14 protein-coding genes and 2 tRNA genes are annotated in these 17,716 nt (G+C 71.7%); 9 read left to right on the forward strand and 7 right to left on the reverse strand.

What is annotated here, in order from left to right; translation table 11 throughout:
• Positions 1-75 precede the first annotated feature (75 nt).
• The 3 genes from ACERMF_RS04750 (at position 76) to ACERMF_RS04760 (ending at position 5,114) form a co-directional block, all read left to right on the forward strand.
• Positions 76-2,913 (forward strand): FAD-binding and (Fe-S)-binding domain-containing protein, encoded by a 2,838-nt coding sequence (locus ACERMF_RS04750; protein WP_373667875.1) that lies wholly within the window; start codon positions 76-78, stop codon positions 2,911-2,913.
• A 77-nt stretch (positions 2,914-2,990) separates the two neighbouring features.
• Positions 2,991-4,286: a cation:proton antiporter gene (locus tag ACERMF_RS04755; protein ID WP_373667876.1), complete on the forward strand. Its 1,296-nt coding sequence runs from the start codon at positions 2,991-2,993 to the stop codon at positions 4,284-4,286.
• A gap of 120 nt (positions 4,287-4,406) precedes the next feature.
• The gene (locus tag ACERMF_RS04760; protein ID WP_373667877.1) at positions 4,407-5,114 is read left to right on the forward strand and encodes a hypothetical protein; all 708 of its coding nucleotides are present in this window, start codon (positions 4,407-4,409) and stop codon (positions 5,112-5,114) included.
• A gap of 24 nt (positions 5,115-5,138) precedes the next feature.
• On the opposite strand, the gene ACERMF_RS04765 is transcribed toward ACERMF_RS04760, so the two are convergent.
• The 3 genes from ACERMF_RS04765 to ACERMF_RS04775 all read right to left on the reverse strand — a co-directional run bounded on the left by ACERMF_RS04765 (position 5,139) and on the right by ACERMF_RS04775 (position 5,938).
• A tRNA-Leu gene (locus tag ACERMF_RS04765) sits at positions 5,139-5,223 on the reverse strand.
• A gap of 169 nt (positions 5,224-5,392) precedes the next feature.
• Entirely contained in the window at positions 5,393-5,584 is a 192-nt protein-coding gene (locus tag ACERMF_RS04770) for a hypothetical protein (RefSeq protein WP_373667878.1), read from the reverse strand.
• Between the two features lie 99 nt (positions 5,585-5,683).
• A complete protein-coding gene (locus ACERMF_RS04775; RefSeq protein ID WP_373667879.1) occupies positions 5,684-5,938 on the reverse strand; it encodes a hypothetical protein in 255 nt (84 codons plus the stop codon).
• 147 nt (positions 5,939-6,085) lie between these two features.
• On the opposite strand from ACERMF_RS04775, the gene ACERMF_RS04780 reads away from it, so the two are divergent.
• Both ACERMF_RS04780 and ACERMF_RS04785 read left to right on the forward strand, forming a co-directional pair.
• A complete protein-coding gene (locus ACERMF_RS04780) occupies positions 6,086-7,084 on the forward strand; it encodes a TIGR03885 family FMN-dependent LLM class oxidoreductase (protein WP_373667880.1) in 999 nt (332 codons plus the stop codon).
• Positions 7,081-8,739, forward strand: a complete 1,659-nt coding sequence (locus ACERMF_RS04785) for an alpha-amylase family protein (protein WP_373667881.1) — start codon at positions 7,081-7,083, stop codon at positions 8,737-8,739. Before ACERMF_RS04780 ends, ACERMF_RS04785 begins: the two co-directional genes overlap by 4 nt.
• 206 nt (positions 8,740-8,945) lie before the next feature.
• Here ACERMF_RS04785 and ACERMF_RS04790 read toward each other — a convergent pair whose 3' ends face one another.
• From ACERMF_RS04790 to ACERMF_RS04800, 3 genes are all read right to left on the reverse strand, one after another.
• Entirely contained in the window at positions 8,946-10,475 is a 1,530-nt protein-coding gene (locus tag ACERMF_RS04790) for an ATP-binding protein (protein ID WP_373667882.1), read from the reverse strand.
• 274 nt (positions 10,476-10,749) lie between these two features.
• Entirely contained in the window at positions 10,750-14,277 is a 3,528-nt protein-coding gene (locus tag ACERMF_RS04795; RefSeq protein WP_373667883.1) for a right-handed parallel beta-helix repeat-containing protein, read from the reverse strand.
• 309 nt (positions 14,278-14,586) lie between these two features.
• Positions 14,587-15,228, reverse strand: coding sequence for an NAD(P)-dependent oxidoreductase (locus ACERMF_RS04800; protein ID WP_373667884.1), 642 nt, complete (start codon positions 15,226-15,228; stop codon positions 14,587-14,589).
• A gap of 149 nt (positions 15,229-15,377) precedes the next feature.
• Between ACERMF_RS04800 and ACERMF_RS04805 the strand changes: the two genes are divergently transcribed.
• From ACERMF_RS04805 to ACERMF_RS04820, 4 genes are all read left to right on the forward strand, one after another.
• A complete protein-coding gene (locus tag ACERMF_RS04805) occupies positions 15,378-15,827 on the forward strand; it encodes a MarR family winged helix-turn-helix transcriptional regulator (protein ID WP_373667885.1) in 450 nt (149 codons plus the stop codon).
• Positions 15,828-15,924: 97 nt separating this feature from the next.
• Positions 15,925-16,386, forward strand: a complete 462-nt coding sequence (locus ACERMF_RS04810) for a YeeE/YedE family protein (protein ID WP_373667886.1) — start codon at positions 15,925-15,927, stop codon at positions 16,384-16,386.
• Positions 16,383-16,820, forward strand: a complete 438-nt coding sequence (locus ACERMF_RS04815; protein WP_373667887.1) for a DUF6691 family protein — start codon at positions 16,383-16,385, stop codon at positions 16,818-16,820. Before ACERMF_RS04810 ends, ACERMF_RS04815 begins: the two co-directional genes overlap by 4 nt.
• A 103-nt stretch (positions 16,821-16,923) precedes the next feature.
• Complete coding sequence (locus tag ACERMF_RS04820; RefSeq protein WP_373667888.1) at positions 16,924-17,505, forward strand: hypothetical protein; 582 nt, start codon at positions 16,924-16,926, stop codon at positions 17,503-17,505.
• A 94-nt stretch (positions 17,506-17,599) separates the two neighbouring features.
• Here ACERMF_RS04820 and ACERMF_RS04825 read toward each other — a convergent pair.
• Positions 17,600-17,675, reverse strand: a tRNA-Lys gene (locus tag ACERMF_RS04825).
• Between the last annotated feature and the right edge of the window lie 41 nt (positions 17,676-17,716).

Genomic DNA, 17,716 nt, shown 5'->3' on the forward strand with positions numbered 1-17,716 from the left:
GCTGCACCGAGGTGGTGGCGACGGGCCACTGTACGGTGCCCGGACCGCACGGCACCGGCCCGGGAGGAACGTTCGATGGATGCCGCGGGCCGCCGCCCGGACGAGGTGGCCGCGGCGCTGCGCAGGGCGGGCGTCCGTGACGTCGACACCAGCACACGACGGCGCGCGGAGTACTCCTCGGACGCCTCCCTGTACCGGGTGCCGCCGACGGTCGTCGCCTTCCCCCACGACGCCGACGACCTCGCGGCCGCACTGGAGGTCGCCCGCTCGCTCGGCGTGCCGGTCACCGCCCGTGGAGCGGGGACCTCGATCGCCGGCAACGCCATCGGTCCCGGGATCGTGCTCGACGTCCGCCGCCACATGGACCGCGTCCTGGAGCTCGACCCGCAGGCGCGGCACGCGGTGGTCCAGCCGGGCGTGGTGCTCGACGACCTGCAGCGCGTGCTCGCGCTCCACGGTCTGCGGTTCGGGCCCGACCCGTCGAGCCACGACCGGTGCACGCTCGGCGGGATGATCGGCAACAACGCCTGCGGCTCGCGGGCCCTCGGCTACGGACGCACGGTCGACAACGTGGTGGCGCTCGACGTCGTCGCGGGGACCGGTGAGCGGCTGCTGGCCACCGCCGATCCATCTCCGTCGTCGCCGCTCGCGGGAGCCGCCCTCGCCCTGGCGCAGCGGCACGGCGAGGTCATCCGGACCGAACTCGACCGTTTCAGCCGGCAGGTCTCGGGGTACGGCCTGCACCACCTGCTGCCCGAACGGGGAAGCGACCTGGCCCGTGCGCTGGTCGGCAGCGAAGGGACCTGCGCACTGACGGCCGCCGCCGTCCTCGCGCTGGTCCCCGAGCCGGCCGTCACCGCCCTGGTGGTGCTCGGCTACGAGGACATGGTGGCCGCGGCCGAGGCGACGCCCGGCCTGCTCGGGCACGACGCGGTCGCGATCGAGGGCATGGACGCGAGGATCGTCGACGTGGTGCGGTCGCGTCGGGGCCGGGTCCCGGACCTCCCGGACGGTGGCGGATGGCTGGTCGTCGAGCTCGCGGGCGAATCGGTCGGGGACCTCATGAGCCGGGTGCCGGCGCTCCTGGCGGACGCGGGCGCACGGGACCACCGCACGATCACCGATCCGGCCGAGGCGAGGGAGCTGTGGCGCATCCGTGAGGACGGAGCGGGACTCGTCGCCCGGGCGACACCGACCCCCTCCCATGCCGGCTGGGAGGACGCGGCCGTCCCGCCGGCCCGGCTGGGCGCCTATCTCGGCGACTTCGACCGGTTGCTCGAGCACCACGGCCTGAAGGGCGTGCCCTACGGCCACTTCGGTGACGGTTGCGTCCACGTCCGCATCGACTTCCCGTTCCACGAGCCACGCGGTCGGGCGGTGTTCCGCGGCTTCCTGACCGACGCAGCCGCACTGGTCGCGTCGCACGGTGGCACGGTGTCGGGCGAGCACGGTGACGGACGCGCCCGCAGCGAGCTGTTGCCGGCGATGTACGGCCCCGACGCCATCGCGGCCTTCGCCGCCTTCAAGGGCCTGCTCGATCCCGACGACCTCCTCAATCCGGGTGTGCTCGTGCGCCCCGCCGCCGTCGATGCCGAGTTGCGCGTGGCCGGCGGGCACCGGCTCACCGACGGCCTGGCGCTGCACTACGACCAGGACGGTGGCGACTTCGCCGCGGCGGTCCATCGCTGCACCGGCATCGGCCGGTGCACGACCACGCACGCGGCCCCCGGTCGGGTCATGTGCCCCTCCTACCTGGCCACCGGCGACGAACGCGACTCGACGCGGGGTCGTGCCCGGGTGCTGCAGGAGATGGTCGACGGCCGGCTCGTCGCGGGAGGTTGGTCGTCGCCCGAGGTGCACGACGCACTGGAGCTGTGCCTGGCCTGCAAGGGATGCGCCAGTGACTGTCCCACGGGTGTCGACATGGGGACCTACAAGGTCGAGGTGCTGCACCAGACCTACCGTCGGCGTCTGCGGCCGCGAACCCACTACTCGCTCGGCTGGCTGCCCCGGTGGGCCCGGCTGGCGGCACGGGTGCCGCGCGCGACGGCGTGGGCCATGGGGCGCCCACGGCTCGTTCGGCTCGCGAAGCAGGTCGCCGGGATCGACCCAGGGCGCCGGGTTCCCGAACTCACCACCGACGACCTGCAGACCTGGTTCGAAGCACGTGAACGGCCGCCGGGCGAAGGCGGCGACGTGCTGCTGTGGGTGGACACCTTCACGCGACGCTTCGCCCCGCGGGTCGGGCGGGCGGCCGTCGAGGTCCTCGAATCGGCCGGACTCACGGTCAGGCTGACCGGCCCGGACCAGTGCTGCGGTCTGACCTGGATCTCGACGGGCCAGCTCGCGACCGCCAGGCGGCTCGTTCGTCGCCTCGTAGATGATCTCGCGGCCGAGATCGACCGGTCCGGAGGCGCGCTGACCGTGCTCGGCCTCGAGCCCTCGTGCACCGCGGTCCTGCGCCAGGACGCGATGCACCTGCTCGGCCACGACGACCCGGCCGCCCGCACGGTCGCGGCCGCCACCAGGACGCTGGCCGAGGTACTGGCGAGCCGGAGACCGGCATGGACGCCACCACGGCTCGACGGTGTCACCGTGGTGGCGCAGCCGCACTGTCACCACCACGCGGTCATGGGGTGGCACGCCGACCGGGCGCTGCTGGCGGCCTGCGGCGCCACCGTCGAACAGGTCGGCGGTTGTTGTGGTCTGGCCGGCGACTTCGGCATGACGCGCGGCCGGCGCGACGTCTCGGTCCGCATCGCGGAGTCGGCGCTGCTGCCCGCGCTGCGTACCGCCGGCCGCGACGCGGTCGTCCTCGCCGACGGCTTCTCCTGCCGCACCCAGGTCGCCGACCTGACCGGCCGACGATCGGTGCACTTGGCCGAACTGCTCGCGGGCGGCACGCCGGGCTGAACCGCACGCCGGCGGCCATGGGCGCTCGGCCCCGAGGTGGCGCGGTTCGGGGGGCCGCCCGGCCTATCGTCCCGCCGGTGAGCGCCGAACTGATCTATTTCGTCTGCGGTGCCGGCCTGCTGCTGGCGACGGTGCTGCCGCGCGTGTTGCACGGTCGCGCGTTCTCGGTCCCCATGGTGGTCCTCGCCGTCGGCGTCCTCGCCGGTGTGCTGATCCCGGGCGACGACCCGCTCGACGACGTCCTCGAGGCGACGGCGACCACCCACATCGCCGAGGCGTGCGTGATCATCTCGCTCATGGGGGTCGGCCTGGCCATCGACCGGCCGTTGCGGTGGCGAACCTGGGGGCCGACGTGGCGACTGCTCGTCATCGCGATGCCGTTGTGCATCGGCGGGGTCGCCCTCGTCGGCTGGTGGGCGGTCGGGCTGAGCGTCCCGGCGGCGGTGCTGCTCGGTGCCGTGCTGGCGCCGACCGACCCCGTGCTGGCCTCCGAGGTGCAGGTTGCGCCGCCCACCGTCGAGGAGGGCGGCGGCACGCTCGAGGACCAGCGGGGAACCGAGGACGAGGACCCGGAGGAGGACGCCGTCCGGTTCACGCTGACGTCGGAAGCCGGGCTCAACGACGCGTTCGCGTTCCCCTTCGTCTACTTCGGGCTGTTCCTGATGGACCGCGGTCCGCTCGGCGACTGGCTGCTCGAGTGGGTGCTGTGGACGCTGGTCGGCAAGATCGTCGTCGGCGCCGTGGTCGGCTGGCTCGCGGGCGCCGCGCTGGGACGGATGGCGTTTCGGGCCACGGCCGGCCCGCTGCGGATCGCCGACGGGGGCAATCCGCTCCTGGCGATCGCGGCGACCTTCGCGGTCTACGGGCTGACCGAACTCGTGGGTGGGTACGGATTCCTGGCCGTCTTCGCGGCGGCACTCGCGATCCGTTCGGTGGAGCGGGGGCACGGCTACCACCGGCAGCTGCACGAGCTGGTCGAGCGGCTGGAGGCGATCCTGACGCTGGTGCTGCTGCTGATGCTGGGTGCGGCCATGGGCGACGGGCTGCTGGTGGAGCTCAGTTGGGCCGGGGTGGCGGTCGCGGTGGCGCTGGTCGTCGTGATCCGGCCGGTGCTCGCCTGGCTGTCGCTCGCCGGTGCGCCGGAGCTGCAGGGCGCGGAGCGCTGGGCCGTGGCCGCGTTCGGGGTGCGCGGCATCGGATCGGTGTACTACCTCTCGTACGCACTCGGCAGCGAGTACACGCCCGAGCAACTCGACCTGTGGGCCGTCGTCGGCTTCACCATCGTGCTGTCGGTGATCGTGCACGGGGCGGCCGCCACGCCCGTGATGAGATGGCTCGACCGACGGCGGCAGGCCGCGGAACCGGTCGCCTGACAGCGCGCTCGACGCCTCGTCGTCGCAACGACGTCACGTCGAACGCACGGCGGTATGGCGGTCGAGCTGTCGGCGTCGCACACTGGTGCGACAGCTTGGATGCCGGAGGTGCTCGTGGCGATGACCGACCTCTCTGTCCCCGACCGGCTGCCGGTCCTGTCGCGGGGACGGCACCGCAACCCGCGCAAGGGCGCCTGCTTCATGGAACTGGCGTCCTATCTCGCCGGGGAGCGCTGGAGCGACCATCCAGCCTGCACGCATCCGCTGCTCGCCGCCGTCGCCCGCGCCGTCAACGACTGCACGTCGGACGAGGCGCGGCCGCAGTTGGCGCCACTGATCCCGTCCGTGATCGGGCTGACCAGCGACGACCCGCGGGTGACGGTGCGGATCGCCCGGCGGTGCGCCGTGGCCGCCCTGCCCGTCGTCGCCTTCGAGCGTCAGCGCATGCTGGCGGTGGCGCTGCTGACGTGCGAGCGGCTGCTGGACGACCTCGACGGACGCCAGCCCGGCAGCATGGACGCGACGACCCGCGAGGCCCTGGCGCAGGTGCCGGACGCGGCCGCCTGGGCGCGCCGGTTCACCAACGGCATCCGGAGCTCGCCGAAGGACTTCCCGCGATACACCGCACCCAGGATCGTCGGTGTCGCCGTGAAGGGGATCGCCGAAGCCTGTGTGCCCGATCCGGCGGTGCGGCTGCGCGACCTCCTCGTCGAGGTGATCGACGAGTGCCGCAGCGACGTCGACCGCGAGGCGAGCCCGGCGGCGGACCCCGGCCCGGCCATGTGGCACGAGGTCTGCTCCCTGACCGGTGCCGTGCCCGTTCGCTGACGCGAACTGGTCGCCCGGCTGTCGTGCGAGCGGGGGGACTCGAACCCCCACAGCCTTGTGGGCCACTGGGACCTAAACCCAGCGCGTCTGCCAATTCCGCCACGCTCGCCTGCGCCGGAAACCTACCGGCGAGCCGGCAGCGGACGCGCACGCGGTGGCGCGAGCCGACGGCTGTGCGGCCAGCCCGAGGTCCACCTCCGCTCCGCACCACGGCCGCGCCCCGGCATCACGGCGTGCCGAGGGTGGCGACCGGTCGCGCGTTGGACGCGCCGCCGGCGTCAGCGGCTGGCGACCAGCAGGAAGACGCCCGCGACGACGACCGCGAGCAGCAGGCCGACGACACCGGCGAGCCAGGTGCCGACCACCGTCAGTCCGACGGCCACCGCGATGATCCAGCCGCGACGGGCGAAGGCGGGTTCGTTCTCGCGGTCGGCGCCCGGCCGTGGTGTGCCCGGTCCGTTGTCGGCCATGGCGGTGCTCCCCGTCTCGGCTCCACCGTAGGGCTGGTCGCGCCCCACCATGAGGTGCCCGTCACGTTCGGACGACCGTGAGCCAAGCTCGGCCCGTCGTCACCGTGGCAGGCGTGCCCGAGCCCAGGCAAGGGCGCCGGGCGCCAGTCCCCTGCACTTGGGCACCTCGTGCACTTCGGCCACCAGCAGCGGCGCGCCGGCCGGCAACGCGTCCTTGACGGCGTGGTAGACGGCCGAGCGGTGCTGGTCGCTGTCGACGAACGCCAGGCCGGCCTCGACGGGACGGACCTCGGTCCAGGGGCCCTCGGTGCCGGCGGCCAGTTGCTGGCCGGGCGTTGCGACGAGGTAGAGCACGGGTCCGTCCTCTTCTGCGGCCAGTGGGTGGCAGCGTAGGCAGGGCCTCGCCACCTCCCTGCGGATCATGGCCGGCCCGGTCCCATGGCCGTGCTGCCGTCGCCGCCGACCGCTCTAGCGTGACGCGACGGACCGCAGGAGGTGGGCATGGTCACCGTCGGTTTCCACGCATCGCACGAGCAACTCCGGCCCAGCGACGCCCTGGCCGCCGTTCGTCACGCCACGGCCGCCGGCTTCCAGGCCGCGATGTGCTCGGACCATCTCGCGCCCTGGAGCGCCCGACAGGGGGAGTCCGGCTTCGCGTGGTCGTGGCTCGGGGCGGCGCTCGAGGCGACCGACGTCTCGTTCGGCGTCGTCTCCGCCCCCGGCCAGCGCTACCACCCGGTCATCGCCGCACAGGCCATCGCGACGCTCGGCGAGATGTATCCCGGGCGGTTCTGGGCGGCCCTCGGTTCCGGCGAGAACGTCAACGAGCACGTGACCGGCGACCGCTGGCCCGACAAGCCGACGCGTGACGCGCGCCTGCTCGAGTGTGTCGAGGTGATGCGTGCACTGCTGGCGGGGGAGGAGGTCACCCACGACGGGCTGATCCGTGTCGACCGTGCCAGGTTGTGGAGCCTGCCCGAGCAGATGCCCGCTCTGGTCGGGGCCGCGGTCAGCGCGCAGACCGCCGGCATCGTCGGTGGCTGGGCGGACGGCCTCATCACGGTCAACCAGCCGCTGGACACGCTCGAGCGGGTCATCGGCGCCTTCCGCGACGGCGGGGGCGACGGGAAGCCGGTGTACGTCCAGGTGCATGTGTCCTGGGCACCGGACGAGGACACGGCGCTCGCCATCGCCCACGACCAGTGGCGCAGCAACGTCTTCTCGTCCGAGTTGGCGTGGAACCTCGCCTTTCCCGAGCAGTTCGACGCCGCGGCGGAGCACGTGACGCCAGACGCCGTCCGGGAACCGGTCCTGGTCTCGGCCGACCTCGACCAGCACGTGGAGTGGCTGTCGGCGATCGCCGCGCTGGGGGTCGACGGGCTCTATCTGCACCACGTCGGACAACGGCAGGACGAGTTCGTCGACGCCTTCGCCGAGCACGTGCTGCCACATCTGACGGGGAACGGGATGTCGACCGGCGCCGAGAGGAACGCGTCGTGAGTACCGCCCGCACCGCCGACCTGTGGTGGAAGAACGCCGTCTTCTACTGCCTCGACGCCGAGACCTTCCGTGACAGCGACGGCGACGGCGCCGGTGACCTGGTCGGTCTGACCGAACGGATCGACTACCTCGCCGGCCTCGGGATCACGTGCCTGTGGCTGATGCCGTTCTATCCCTCGCCCAACCGCGACGACGGCTACGACATCACCGACTACTACGGCGTCGACGACCGACTCGGAACCCTCGGCGACTTCGTCGCGCTGGTCCGCACGGCGAAGGACCGTGGGCTCCGCGTCATCATCGACCTGGTCATCAACCACACCTCGGACCAGCATCCGTGGTTCCGGACGGCGCGTCGCAGCGCCAACTCGAGGTTCCGCGACTACTACGTGTGGCAGGACGAGCCGCAGGACGAACCCGACGCCGAGGTGGTGTTCCCCGACGCCGAGGACAGCATCTGGTCGTGGGACGAACAGGCGCAGCAGTGGTATCTGCACCACTTCTACGGCCATCAGCCCGACCTCAACATCGCCAGCCCCGCCGTGCGCGAGGAGATGGCCAAGATCGCCGGGTTCTGGCTCGAGCTCGGCGTCGACGGCTTCCGCGTCGACGCGGTGCCCTACCTGCTCGAGACGGGCGGCATCGACGGTGAGCTGCAACTCGACCCGCACTCCTACCTCAAGGACCTGCGCTCGTTCATCGCGCGGCGACGCGGTGACGCGGTGCTGCTCGGCGAGGTGAACCTGCCAACGGACGAACTCGTGGCGTACTTCGGCGACGAGCAGGCCGACGAGATCCAGATGCTGTTCGCGTTCCCGCTGATGCAGCAGCTCTACCTGTCCCTCGCCCGGCAGGACGCCCGTCCGCTCGCCGCGGCCGTGCGCGAACTCCCCGAGGTCTCCGAGCAGAGCCAGTGGGCGATCTTCGTGCGCAACCACGACGAGCTCACCCTCGACAAGCTCAGCGACGACGAACGCGAGGAGGTGTTCGCCGCGTTCGGCCCCGACGAGTCGATGCAGCTGTTCGGTCGTGGGCTGCGCCGACGGCTGCCGCCGATGCTCGACGGCGACCAGCAACGCCTGCGGCTCGTGTACAGCCTGATGTTCTCGTTGCCGGGCAGCCCCGTGCTGTTCTACGGCGAGGAGATCGGCATGGGGGAGAACCTCGACATCGAGGGACGACTCAGCGTCCGCACCCCGATGCAGTGGACCGATGGAAAGAATGCCGGCTTTTCCGACGCCCGCCCGTCGCGCCTGCGGCGGCCCGTCACCGAAGGGCAGTTCGGTCCGCTGGCGGTCAACGTCAGCGACCAGGAACGGGACCCGGACTCGCTGCTGAACTGGATGCAGCGCCTGATCCGTCGCCGCCGCGAGACGCCCGAGTTCGGTTGGGGCGCCTGGCAGCTGCTGGACACCGGTGACGACGCGGTGCTCGGCCACCAGTGCGACTGGGAGGGGCGGCGCGTTCTCGCCCTGCACAACCTGTCCTCGTCGCCTCGGGAGCTGCGCGTCGCGGTTCCCGACACCGGGGCCTCGGAGGTGGTCGACCTGCTCGGCAGTGACGGCAAGGCGCTCGAGCTCGAGAACGGACGACTCGAGTTGAAACTGGAGGGCTACGGCTACCGCTGGCTGCGGGTCCGGCCGTCGACGGCCTGACGCCGATCGCATCCTCACCGCTTCCATACGGCGTGACGCGAAATCCTGATACCGCCCTCACGGGATCGCGCCCATGATCACCACATGGCCGACGCACCCCCGACGTCGGCGCACCTCCGGGCCGGCGCGGGACGCGGCTTTCACCCACTCCCCGTCTCGGTGAAGGCGATCATTCCCCGCGCCGGCCCGCCATCCTCGTTCCGGCGTCAGCCGCTCGGCGTGAGGTGGGCATGCCCGTCGCCGCCGATGCCGATGCCGGCCAGTTCGACGACGACGCGCAGGCCGCTCGGCACGTTGTGCTCGACCCAGGCGCGTCCGCCGTGCAGTTGCGCGAACTCGGCGACCAGTGCCAGCCCGACGCCGGTGCCGGGACTCGGGTGCTGGTCGTCAGCGCGGTAGAACGGTTGGACGAGCTGGTTCAGGTCGTCGGCGGCGACCCCGGGCCCGCTGTCCGACACCTCCAGGCGGCAGCCCTCGGCGCCGAAACGCTCGACCGACACCGACACCTCCGCCCCGGGCGCGTACTTGGCGGCGTTGGTCAGCAGGTTCACCAGGATGCGGTCGAGCTGGACGGGGTCGGCGCACACCTGCAGGTGCTCCGGCGCGTCGAGCGAGACCAGCGCACGATGGTCGGACGAGGCGATGGCGCGCCGGACCACGTCGACGGCGTCGACGTACTCCGGCTCCGCGTACAGGGTGCCACGCGCCAGACGGTCCACGTCGAGCAGGTCGTCGAGCAGGCGCTGCATCCGCTCCGCGTGGTCGGCGAGCGCGTCCTCGATCTGGTCCCGCCGGCCCGTCGGCAGTCGACCGCGCAGGCGCTGCAGGGTGTTGGCCATCCCCTGGACCACCGCGAGTGGGGTGCGCAGCTCGTGCGAGACCGCGCTGAGGAAGGCGTTCTTGAGCTCGTCGAGGCCCCGCAGGCGTTCGGCGGCCTCCTGCTCCAACGCCGCGGCCCGGCGCAGCTCGGCTTCGGTCGCACGCTGTGCCGTGATGTCCTTGACGGTGCCGAACATGCGCACGGTGCGGCCCTCGTCGACGACCGACTCGCCCCGCTCCCACACCACGACCTCGCGACCGTCCGGGCGCCGCAGCCGGTACTCGGTGCTGAACGAGGTGCCGTGCGCGAGCGCGTCGCCGACGTCACGTTCGAGCGCCTCGCGGTCCTCGGGCACCGCCATCTCCAGCAGCTGCGCGAAGCTGAACGGCTCGGACGGGTCGGTGCCGAAGATCTGGTGGAGCCCGTCGGAGAGATAGGCGCTGTCGTGCGCGACCTCCCACTCCCACACCCCGATGCCGGCCGCCTGTTCGGCCGCGGACAGCAGCCGGGCGTCGTGGGCGACACGGACGAAGGTCTCGACCCGGCCGGTGATGTCACGCCCGCTGCAGAACACCAGTCCGGTTTCCGCGTCGAGTGCGGCCGACCAGCTGATGAACCGGTGCCCGCCGTCGCGGGTCGGCCACCGGTTCTCGAAGTCACCGACGGTGCGGCCGGCCAACACGTCCGACTCCCACAGGCTCCAGGTGCGACGGCGGTCGCTCTCGCTCAGGAAGTCGCCGAAGGGGCGACCCACGAGGTCCTCGGCCGACCAGCCCAGCAGCCGGTGCCAGGCCGGGTTGACCGCGCGGAAGGAGCCGTCCCGGTCGATGGCGCAGAGAAGGTCCGGCGAGACCCGCGCGAGCGCGCTCAGCCACTGCTCACCGACCTCCGAGAGGTCACGTGCCTCGCCGTGCATGGCCCGTCCCCGTCCACCGCACGGGCTGGGACCCGCGCACCGCCACCGACCGGCACGGTAGCGCGGTCAGAGGCTCCTGGCGTGGGCGACACGCGTCCGGAGATGCCTCCGAGCTCGGGCAGCAGGATCAACGTCGCGCTACCGATCAGCAGCCCGACCAGCGCACACAAGGCGGTGTTCCTCGAGTTTTGCGGTTGTCCGCGTCGTGTCGGCCCGGCAAGCTGAGCGCTCACCGGGCCGACCCGACACGTGACCGACCTGGGCCGTCAGGCGGTCAGCGGACGCGAGGTCCCGGCGTGTGCGCCGGAGGGCCGGGCTGGTGTGGCGGGGGACCCGGCACGTGCGCCGGTGGACCCGGCTGCGCGGTTCCGACCGGCGGGAACAGGGTGATGGAGGTCGGGTTCGGGTTGGCGGCCAGGCGGGCACCGGTGGTCTCGGGCGCCTGGTCGGTCAGCTCGAGCAGACCGTGCATCTCGATGCTGCCGTCCGCGGCGATCTCCGGACGCACCACCTCGGTGTCGAGGCTGGCGAACCAGTCGTCGGCCACGCGGACGCCCTCGGAGTTGCGGCTGGCGTCCCGGCTTCCCGACCCGGCGTAGGTGAGGAAGTTCGACGGATCGGTGGTGATGTCGTCGTCCTGGCCGCGCAGGTTGACCTGGTCGGCCTGGCTGGCGACGTACGAGAGCACGCCGGTGGCCCGGTAGTCGGTCTGGGCGGCGCTGGTGGTCAGCTGCAGGTTCATCCCGCTGGCCGCCGGCAGCACCAGCCCGTTCCGGTAGGCGGTCACGTCGACGACGCGCACGTCCGGGCCGGAGTTGGAGGTGATGCCCTTGGCGAGGTTGTCGAACGCGACCGAGTTCCGCAGCACGTGCTGGCCCGGCATGTTCTCGCCGCCGAGCTTGAACCCGTTGCCCTCGCCGAGGAGCGACTCGTCGTCCTCGAGCCAGCCGTTGCGGTACGCCACCGAGTGCTCCACGACCACGTTGCCGATCACGCCCGTGGTCGACTTGGCGTACAGGTCCCAGCCGTCGTCGATGTTGTGGTGCGCGATGCAGTAGCGGAACACGTTGCCGTCGCCCACGGTGAGCTTGGCGGCGAAGCCGTCGGCGTCGTTCGCCAGCGGGTCGGCGTTGTTGTGCGCCACGCTGGACAGCACGAGGTTGTGCGACGGCCACAGTTCGTAGGGCTCGTTCTCGTTGCCCGAGATCTGCACGCCCGTGTCACCGTTGTGGTGCGACTCGATCCGCTCGACCACGTTGTGGTGGCCCGAGACGAGCAGCGGCTTCTGGTAGCCGCGGGACCCCGTGATCTCGAGGTCGTACAGGTGCCAGTGGTCACCGCGCAGCCGGATGCCGCCGGAGGAGGAGTCGGACAGGTCGAGGGTCGCGCGCCCGTCGGGTTCGGACATCAGCGTGATCGGCGCGTCAACGGTGCCGTCGTTGCCGCGGTCGATCGTGATCGCCCGGGTCGGCCGGTAGGTACCTGACCTCAGCACGACCTGCTGGCCGGGCTGGGCGAAACCGATGGCCGTGTGCAGGTCCAGCGGACGTCGCGGGGTCCCGTCGCCGTCGGCATTCCCGTCCGGAGCGACATGGATCGCCTGACCGGGCTGGCCGAACCGGGCCACCGTGATGGTGAGGTCGGTCGTGTGGACGTCGTAGGAGGACAGGTCCTCGTACGCGCCGAGTTGGGGCTGCTCCTCGCGCGGCGCCGGCGCGAGTTCGGCGACGAACTCGTTCGCGCCGTCCTCCAACGCTGCGGTCAGGGAAACCCGCTCGCCGGGGGTCACCGGGGCGGTGCCGACGACCTCGCCGGCACCGTCCCGAAGCGTGACCTCGCCGCGGACGTTGGACACGAACGGGATGTCGAGCGTGTCGTGCGGCGTGGTGCGGGTGACGTCGGAGGTCAGGGTCGGCTCGATGTAGGTCGTCGGCCGCTCCAGGGGGGCGTCGTCGTCGTCCGGGTGGATCGTGGTGAACTCGATGTCGCGCACCTCGACCACGATCTTGCGGGCGACGAACACGCCGACGTAGTAGTCGTCTCCGTCCTGCTGCAGCAGCAGGTCGGGGTCGTAGTCGATGAGTTCCTCGGTCACGCCGTCGTGGCTCCAGAGCGCGTGGAAGCCGGTGTTGGACTTGCGCAACGTGTACTCGTACACATCGCCGTCGCGGAACTTCGGCGGGTTGGCGTTGGATCCCTCGACCATGTCCTCCCGGTAGTTCCAGTCGAAGGGCACCGAGCGCGTCATGTCGCGGTCGGGTGTGGAGACGTCGGGGCGGTCGGTGTAGCCGGTGACGATCTTCAGGCCCGGGATCCCGTAGCGGTAGGAGACCGAACCGTCGGTCGTCCGTGCATGCTTGGCCGTCATCGCCCCGGCGTTGTTGAAGTAACGGGCCGAGCGGTCGCCGGGGACGAAGGTGTCGACCGCGATCACGCCGAAGCCGGACTGGTTGTCCTTGTTGCTGGCATCGATCACCTCGAAGGTGGCCGAGAGCGTGAAGTTCTCCGTCTCGGGATCGATCCGCGTGTAGTGGTAGAGGAAGCCGTCCTCGGAGTCGGCGATCTTGCCGTTGTTCTCCCGCGTGTCGAACAGCAGGGCGCCGTCGTCGAGTTCGGTCACCGAGCCGTGGCTGCTGATGCCGGCGTGGGCGGTCAGCCATCGCTCGACGGTGTCGGCGACCGTGACCTCGTGAGGCGCCGAGGTGGTCGTGTCGTCACCGCGGTGGGCGGTCACCTGGAACTCGTACGTGGTGCCGGGGCTGAGGTCGGCGACGTCGGCCTCGGCGTCGGTGACGCTCGGGCCGGCGGTCCAGTCGGTCGTGCCGGCCTCGCGGTGGTCGACCCGGTAGCCCTCGGCCTCGGGGACCGAGGTCCACGCCAGGCTGACGGTGGCGCGCCCGTCGCTGATGGCGGTGGTGAGTGCGGTGTGGATCTCGGCGGTGGCCAGCGGCAGCGTGAACGACGGTGCGGCGACGCGCTCGGAGGACTTCTCCGTCTCCTCGTCGGTACGCGACAACGTGACCTGGACCTCGTAGTTCCCGGAGGCGGCCGGGGTCAGGGCGATGCTGCCGGCGTCACCAGGCGTGCCGGAGATGTTGGTGTCGACCACCTGTCCATCGGTGTCGAACAGGGTCGCGGTCGCGAGGTCGGCACCGGTGAAACCGACGACGCCGTCGTAGGCGACGACGATGTCGCCGGCGGACGTGGTCACGTCGGTGATGGTCGGGTCGGCCACGTCGTTCCAGGCGGGGCGTTGCGGTGGGGGACCGCCCTCGAGTTCGAGGTAGTAGATGTTCACGCCGGAGGATGGCGAGGCGACGTAGTAGTCACCCGCCTCCGGGACGATCAGCATCGCCTCGGGGATGTCGTTGGGGGCGCCGTAGGCGGGGACGCGGGCGAGCTCGGTGCCGTCGGTGCGGAACAGCGCCAGGGCGCGGTCGGCGCTCGAACTGCTGCTGAGGGCGTACACCCGGACCGTCGCCTCGCCGTCGGTGCTGAACCGCACCGAACGGGCCGTCGCGCTCCCGCCGCCGTTGAGCTTCAACCGCTGGGTGAAGGACATGCCGCCACCGGTCTTGTTGTTTCCGTCGACCTCGACGGGGCTGCTCTCGGTGGCCGTGACGGTGAATCGACCGACCTGGACGTTGCTGGTGAGGACGCCGGGCTCCATCGTCGACGCGTTCAGTACGTCTGCGTGCGTGTCGGCCATCGCGACGGCACTGAGGCCGGTCAGCGTCATCGCCGCGGTGACGAGCACCGCCAGCGACGCTCTGAGGCGTCTCCCGGGCATGGTGGTGTGCATGAGGGCTCCCTGTCTCCCAGGCCCGGCGGCCAGCCACGCGTCGAACGTTGGCTGTCTTCGGGGGACCGCTTCGGGCCGCTGCGGACGTGGCGGACTCCCGCATCGAGGCCCCCAACCGTCGCTGCGGAAAGCGCTTTCCCATCCGGCGGTTCGACCGTAGCCCTGCGTCCCGAGGCCGTCAAGAGGTCGAGTCCGGTCCCGCGCGGTCCCGTGCGGCGGCACACGGCCGGAGCAATTCCCACCGCCTCGTGAAGAGGAGATCGCCGCGGCGAGACCCGCCGTGACCGGGGGCGGGACGGCGATGCACCGCTACCAGCTGACCACCGGTGCCTGCCGGATCCAGGTGCCCTGCTCGAGCTCATCGAGGAGGAACCGCGCGAGATCGCGGCGTCCGAGGGTGGTGCCCGAGCCGTCACCGACACGGCCGCCCGTGCGCACACGTCCGCGCCCACCCGCGTCCACCAGCCGAGGGACGCGCACCACGGTCCAGTCGAGGTCCGATGCGGTGATTGCCGCAACCGCGGCCTGGCCGTCGTCGAGGATGTCGCGCTGGACCAGCGACATCAGGCCGCGGATGGCGCGGTCCGCGACGCCCGGGACGTCGCCATCGAGGCGGACCCCGGCCCCGGTGAGAAACACCAGGCGTCGCACCCCGTGGCGGTGCATCGCCGGGAGCACGTGGGAGACGACCTCGGCGCGCAGCCGCTTTGGGCCGCCGCGCACCGGGCCGCTGGCGTCGAGGACCGCGTCCGCACCGGCGATGGCGGCATCCACGGCCGACGCGTCGGTCGCATCGCCGACGACGAGGCGCAGGCGATCGTCGGACGGGAGCAGCCGGGCGGCCTTGCCCTCGTCGCGCACGAGACAGGTGAGGCGGTGGCCGCGGGCCAGCGCGTCGGGGACGAGCGGTACACCGGTCCGACCGGTCGCTCCGAGCAACGTCAGGTTCATGGCGGGCTCCCTGGCCTGTCCGCCCAGTCGCCTGGTGCGGCGGGCCGCCGGGCGAAGATCGTCAACGGCGTTGACCGTAGGTCCGGGTCGGTGAAATGTCAACAACGTTGACGTATCGTTGACGTCACCGAGCTGCAAAGGGGCGGGACGTGCCGACACCATCGAGCAACGAACTCCCGCCCGGCCGGCTCGCGGCGGCGTTGCTCGAGGCGAGCCAGTGGTTCGACGAGGCGCTGCTGGCCCGCCTGGAGCAGGAAGGGGGCCCGGTGCTGTCACCGAACCGGTCGCGCGCGTTCCTCGCGATGTCCTCCGGGCCGCTGCGCGTCATCGAGCTCGCCCGCCAGCTCGACATCTCCCGACAGGCCGCGCACAAGCTCCTGGACGGCCTCGAACGGGACGCGCTCGTGGAGCGGTGGACCGACGAGCGCGACCGACGGGCGCAGTTGGTCACGCTGACCGACCGGGGCCGCGACGTCGCGCGCCGGGCCGCCCGGATCCTGGGTGAGCTCGAAGCGGAGTTGCGCGGCCGGATCGGGCCTGGCCACGTCGACGCGTTGCGCCGGGCCCTGGCCGTGGACTGGGGGCGGAGCCCGCGGTGATCACCGCACGCATCCGTGCTTTTCGCCGTTCTCGGGCGCAACGCGGCGTACGATCGGTCGTCGCGGTGACCGAGCATCGGCTCGTCGGAGGGTGGCCGTGGAAGATGTCCTTGCCTGGTACGTGGCCGGCCCGGTGTTCGGGCTGCTCGTCGTCGCCCTGTACGCGGTCTCCAACCAGCGTCTCGGTGTGTCGGGGTCGTACCTGCACCTCGGCTTCGCGCTTCGCGGCCAGCCGGCAGAAGCGTGGCGACTGTGGTTCCTGGCCGGGCTGCTGGCCGGTGCCGCGGCGGCTGCCGCGTCCCGGGGGCAGCTCGCGCCCAGCGCCTACTACGGGCGGCTGAGCGAGGTCGTCCCGGCGATGCTGCTGCCCCCGGTGCTGGTCGCCGGCGGGCTGCTGATCGGCTACGGCGCCCGTTGGGCCGGCGGCTGCACCTCCGGCAACGGGCTGGCGGGCTGCTCGACCCGCTCGACCGGGAGCCTGACGGCCACCGTGACCTTCTTCTCCACCGCCGTGGCCGTGACCTGGCTCGTGCACTGGGTGACGGGTGGTGCGTTGTGAAGGTTGCCGGGGCGCTGATCGGGTTGGTCTTCGGAGCCGCCCTGTGGCTCAGCGGCATGGCCGACTACGACGTCATCCACCGCGGCCTGCTGTTCCAGGAGGCGCACCTGTACCTGATGATGGTCGCGTCGATCGGGACCGCCGCCCCGCTGTTGTGGCTGCTCGAGCGTCGTGGTTGGCGCACGGCCCTCGGCGGCGCGCTGCGGATCGGTCGCGAGCCGCCCAAGGCCAAACACGTCGAGGGGGGCCTGACGTTCGGCATCGGCTGGGCGATCGCGGGCACCTGTCCGGGCGCGGTGGCCGCGATGGTCGCCGGCGGTCGTCTGCACGGCCTCTGGGTCATGCTCGGGATCGGGGCGGGCGTGATGATCCGGGACCGGCGTGAGAAGCGGTCCGCTTCTGCCGCTCCTGTCGACCAGGTGCTCACCGGGTAGGAGAGGCGCTGCCTCGACATCCTGGACTTCTGCGCGGCGATCCCTTGACAGGCGGCACGGTCCGGCGGAACGTGAATGCAGGTTGAGCCTGGAGGAGGGGGCCATGTTCGTCCAGTTCATCGAGGGGCCGATCGACGACCCGAAGGCACTCCGCGACCGGCTGGATCGCTGGCGCGACGACCTCGCCGCCGGGAGCGGCTGGGCCGGTACCACGGCCGGGGTGACCGACGAGGGCACCGCCTTCGTCGCCGCCCGGTTCGAGTCCGCGGAGGCCGCGCGGGCCAACTCCGACCGCGCCGAGCAATCCGAGTGGTGGGCCGAGACCGAGCGCCTCTTCGGCGGACAGGTCTCGTTCGAGGACCACGAGGACGTGTCCACCTTCCGCTCGGGCGGCTCCGACGACGCGGGGTTCGTCCAGGTCATCCGTGGCAAGGTCAACGACGTCGACACCGCGCGCGAGCTCATGGTGGAGATGCCGGACGACATCCGTCCCGACGTGATCGGCGGACTCGTCGGGCTCGCTCCCGACGGCACCTACACCACCGTGGTGTACTTCACCTCGGAGGCCGCGGCACGCGAAGGCGAGACCGACGAGGGCGACGAGTTCTCCGAGCAGATGAACGCACTCCACGACCAGCCGCCACGGTTCCTCGACCTCCCCGACCCGTGGATGTGGTCGCCCTGAGACCGTGGCGGCACGCGCGAGGTGGGGTGACCGCGACGGATGGGCGACTCCCCGTGAAACGCCGAGAACCGGCCACGACGGGCCGGTTCTCGTGTGGTGCGCCGCCAGGGACTCGAACCCCGAACCTGCCGGTTAAGAGCCGGATGCTCTACCAATTGAGCTAGCGGCGCGTGCGCGGGGCGGAACGGTACAGCATCCGCGAACCCGCGAC

Origin of the sequence: Egicoccus sp. AB-alg6-2 (assembly GCF_041821025.1) — a bacterium.
GTDB lineage: Bacteria > Actinomycetota > Nitriliruptoria > Nitriliruptorales > Nitriliruptoraceae > Egicoccus.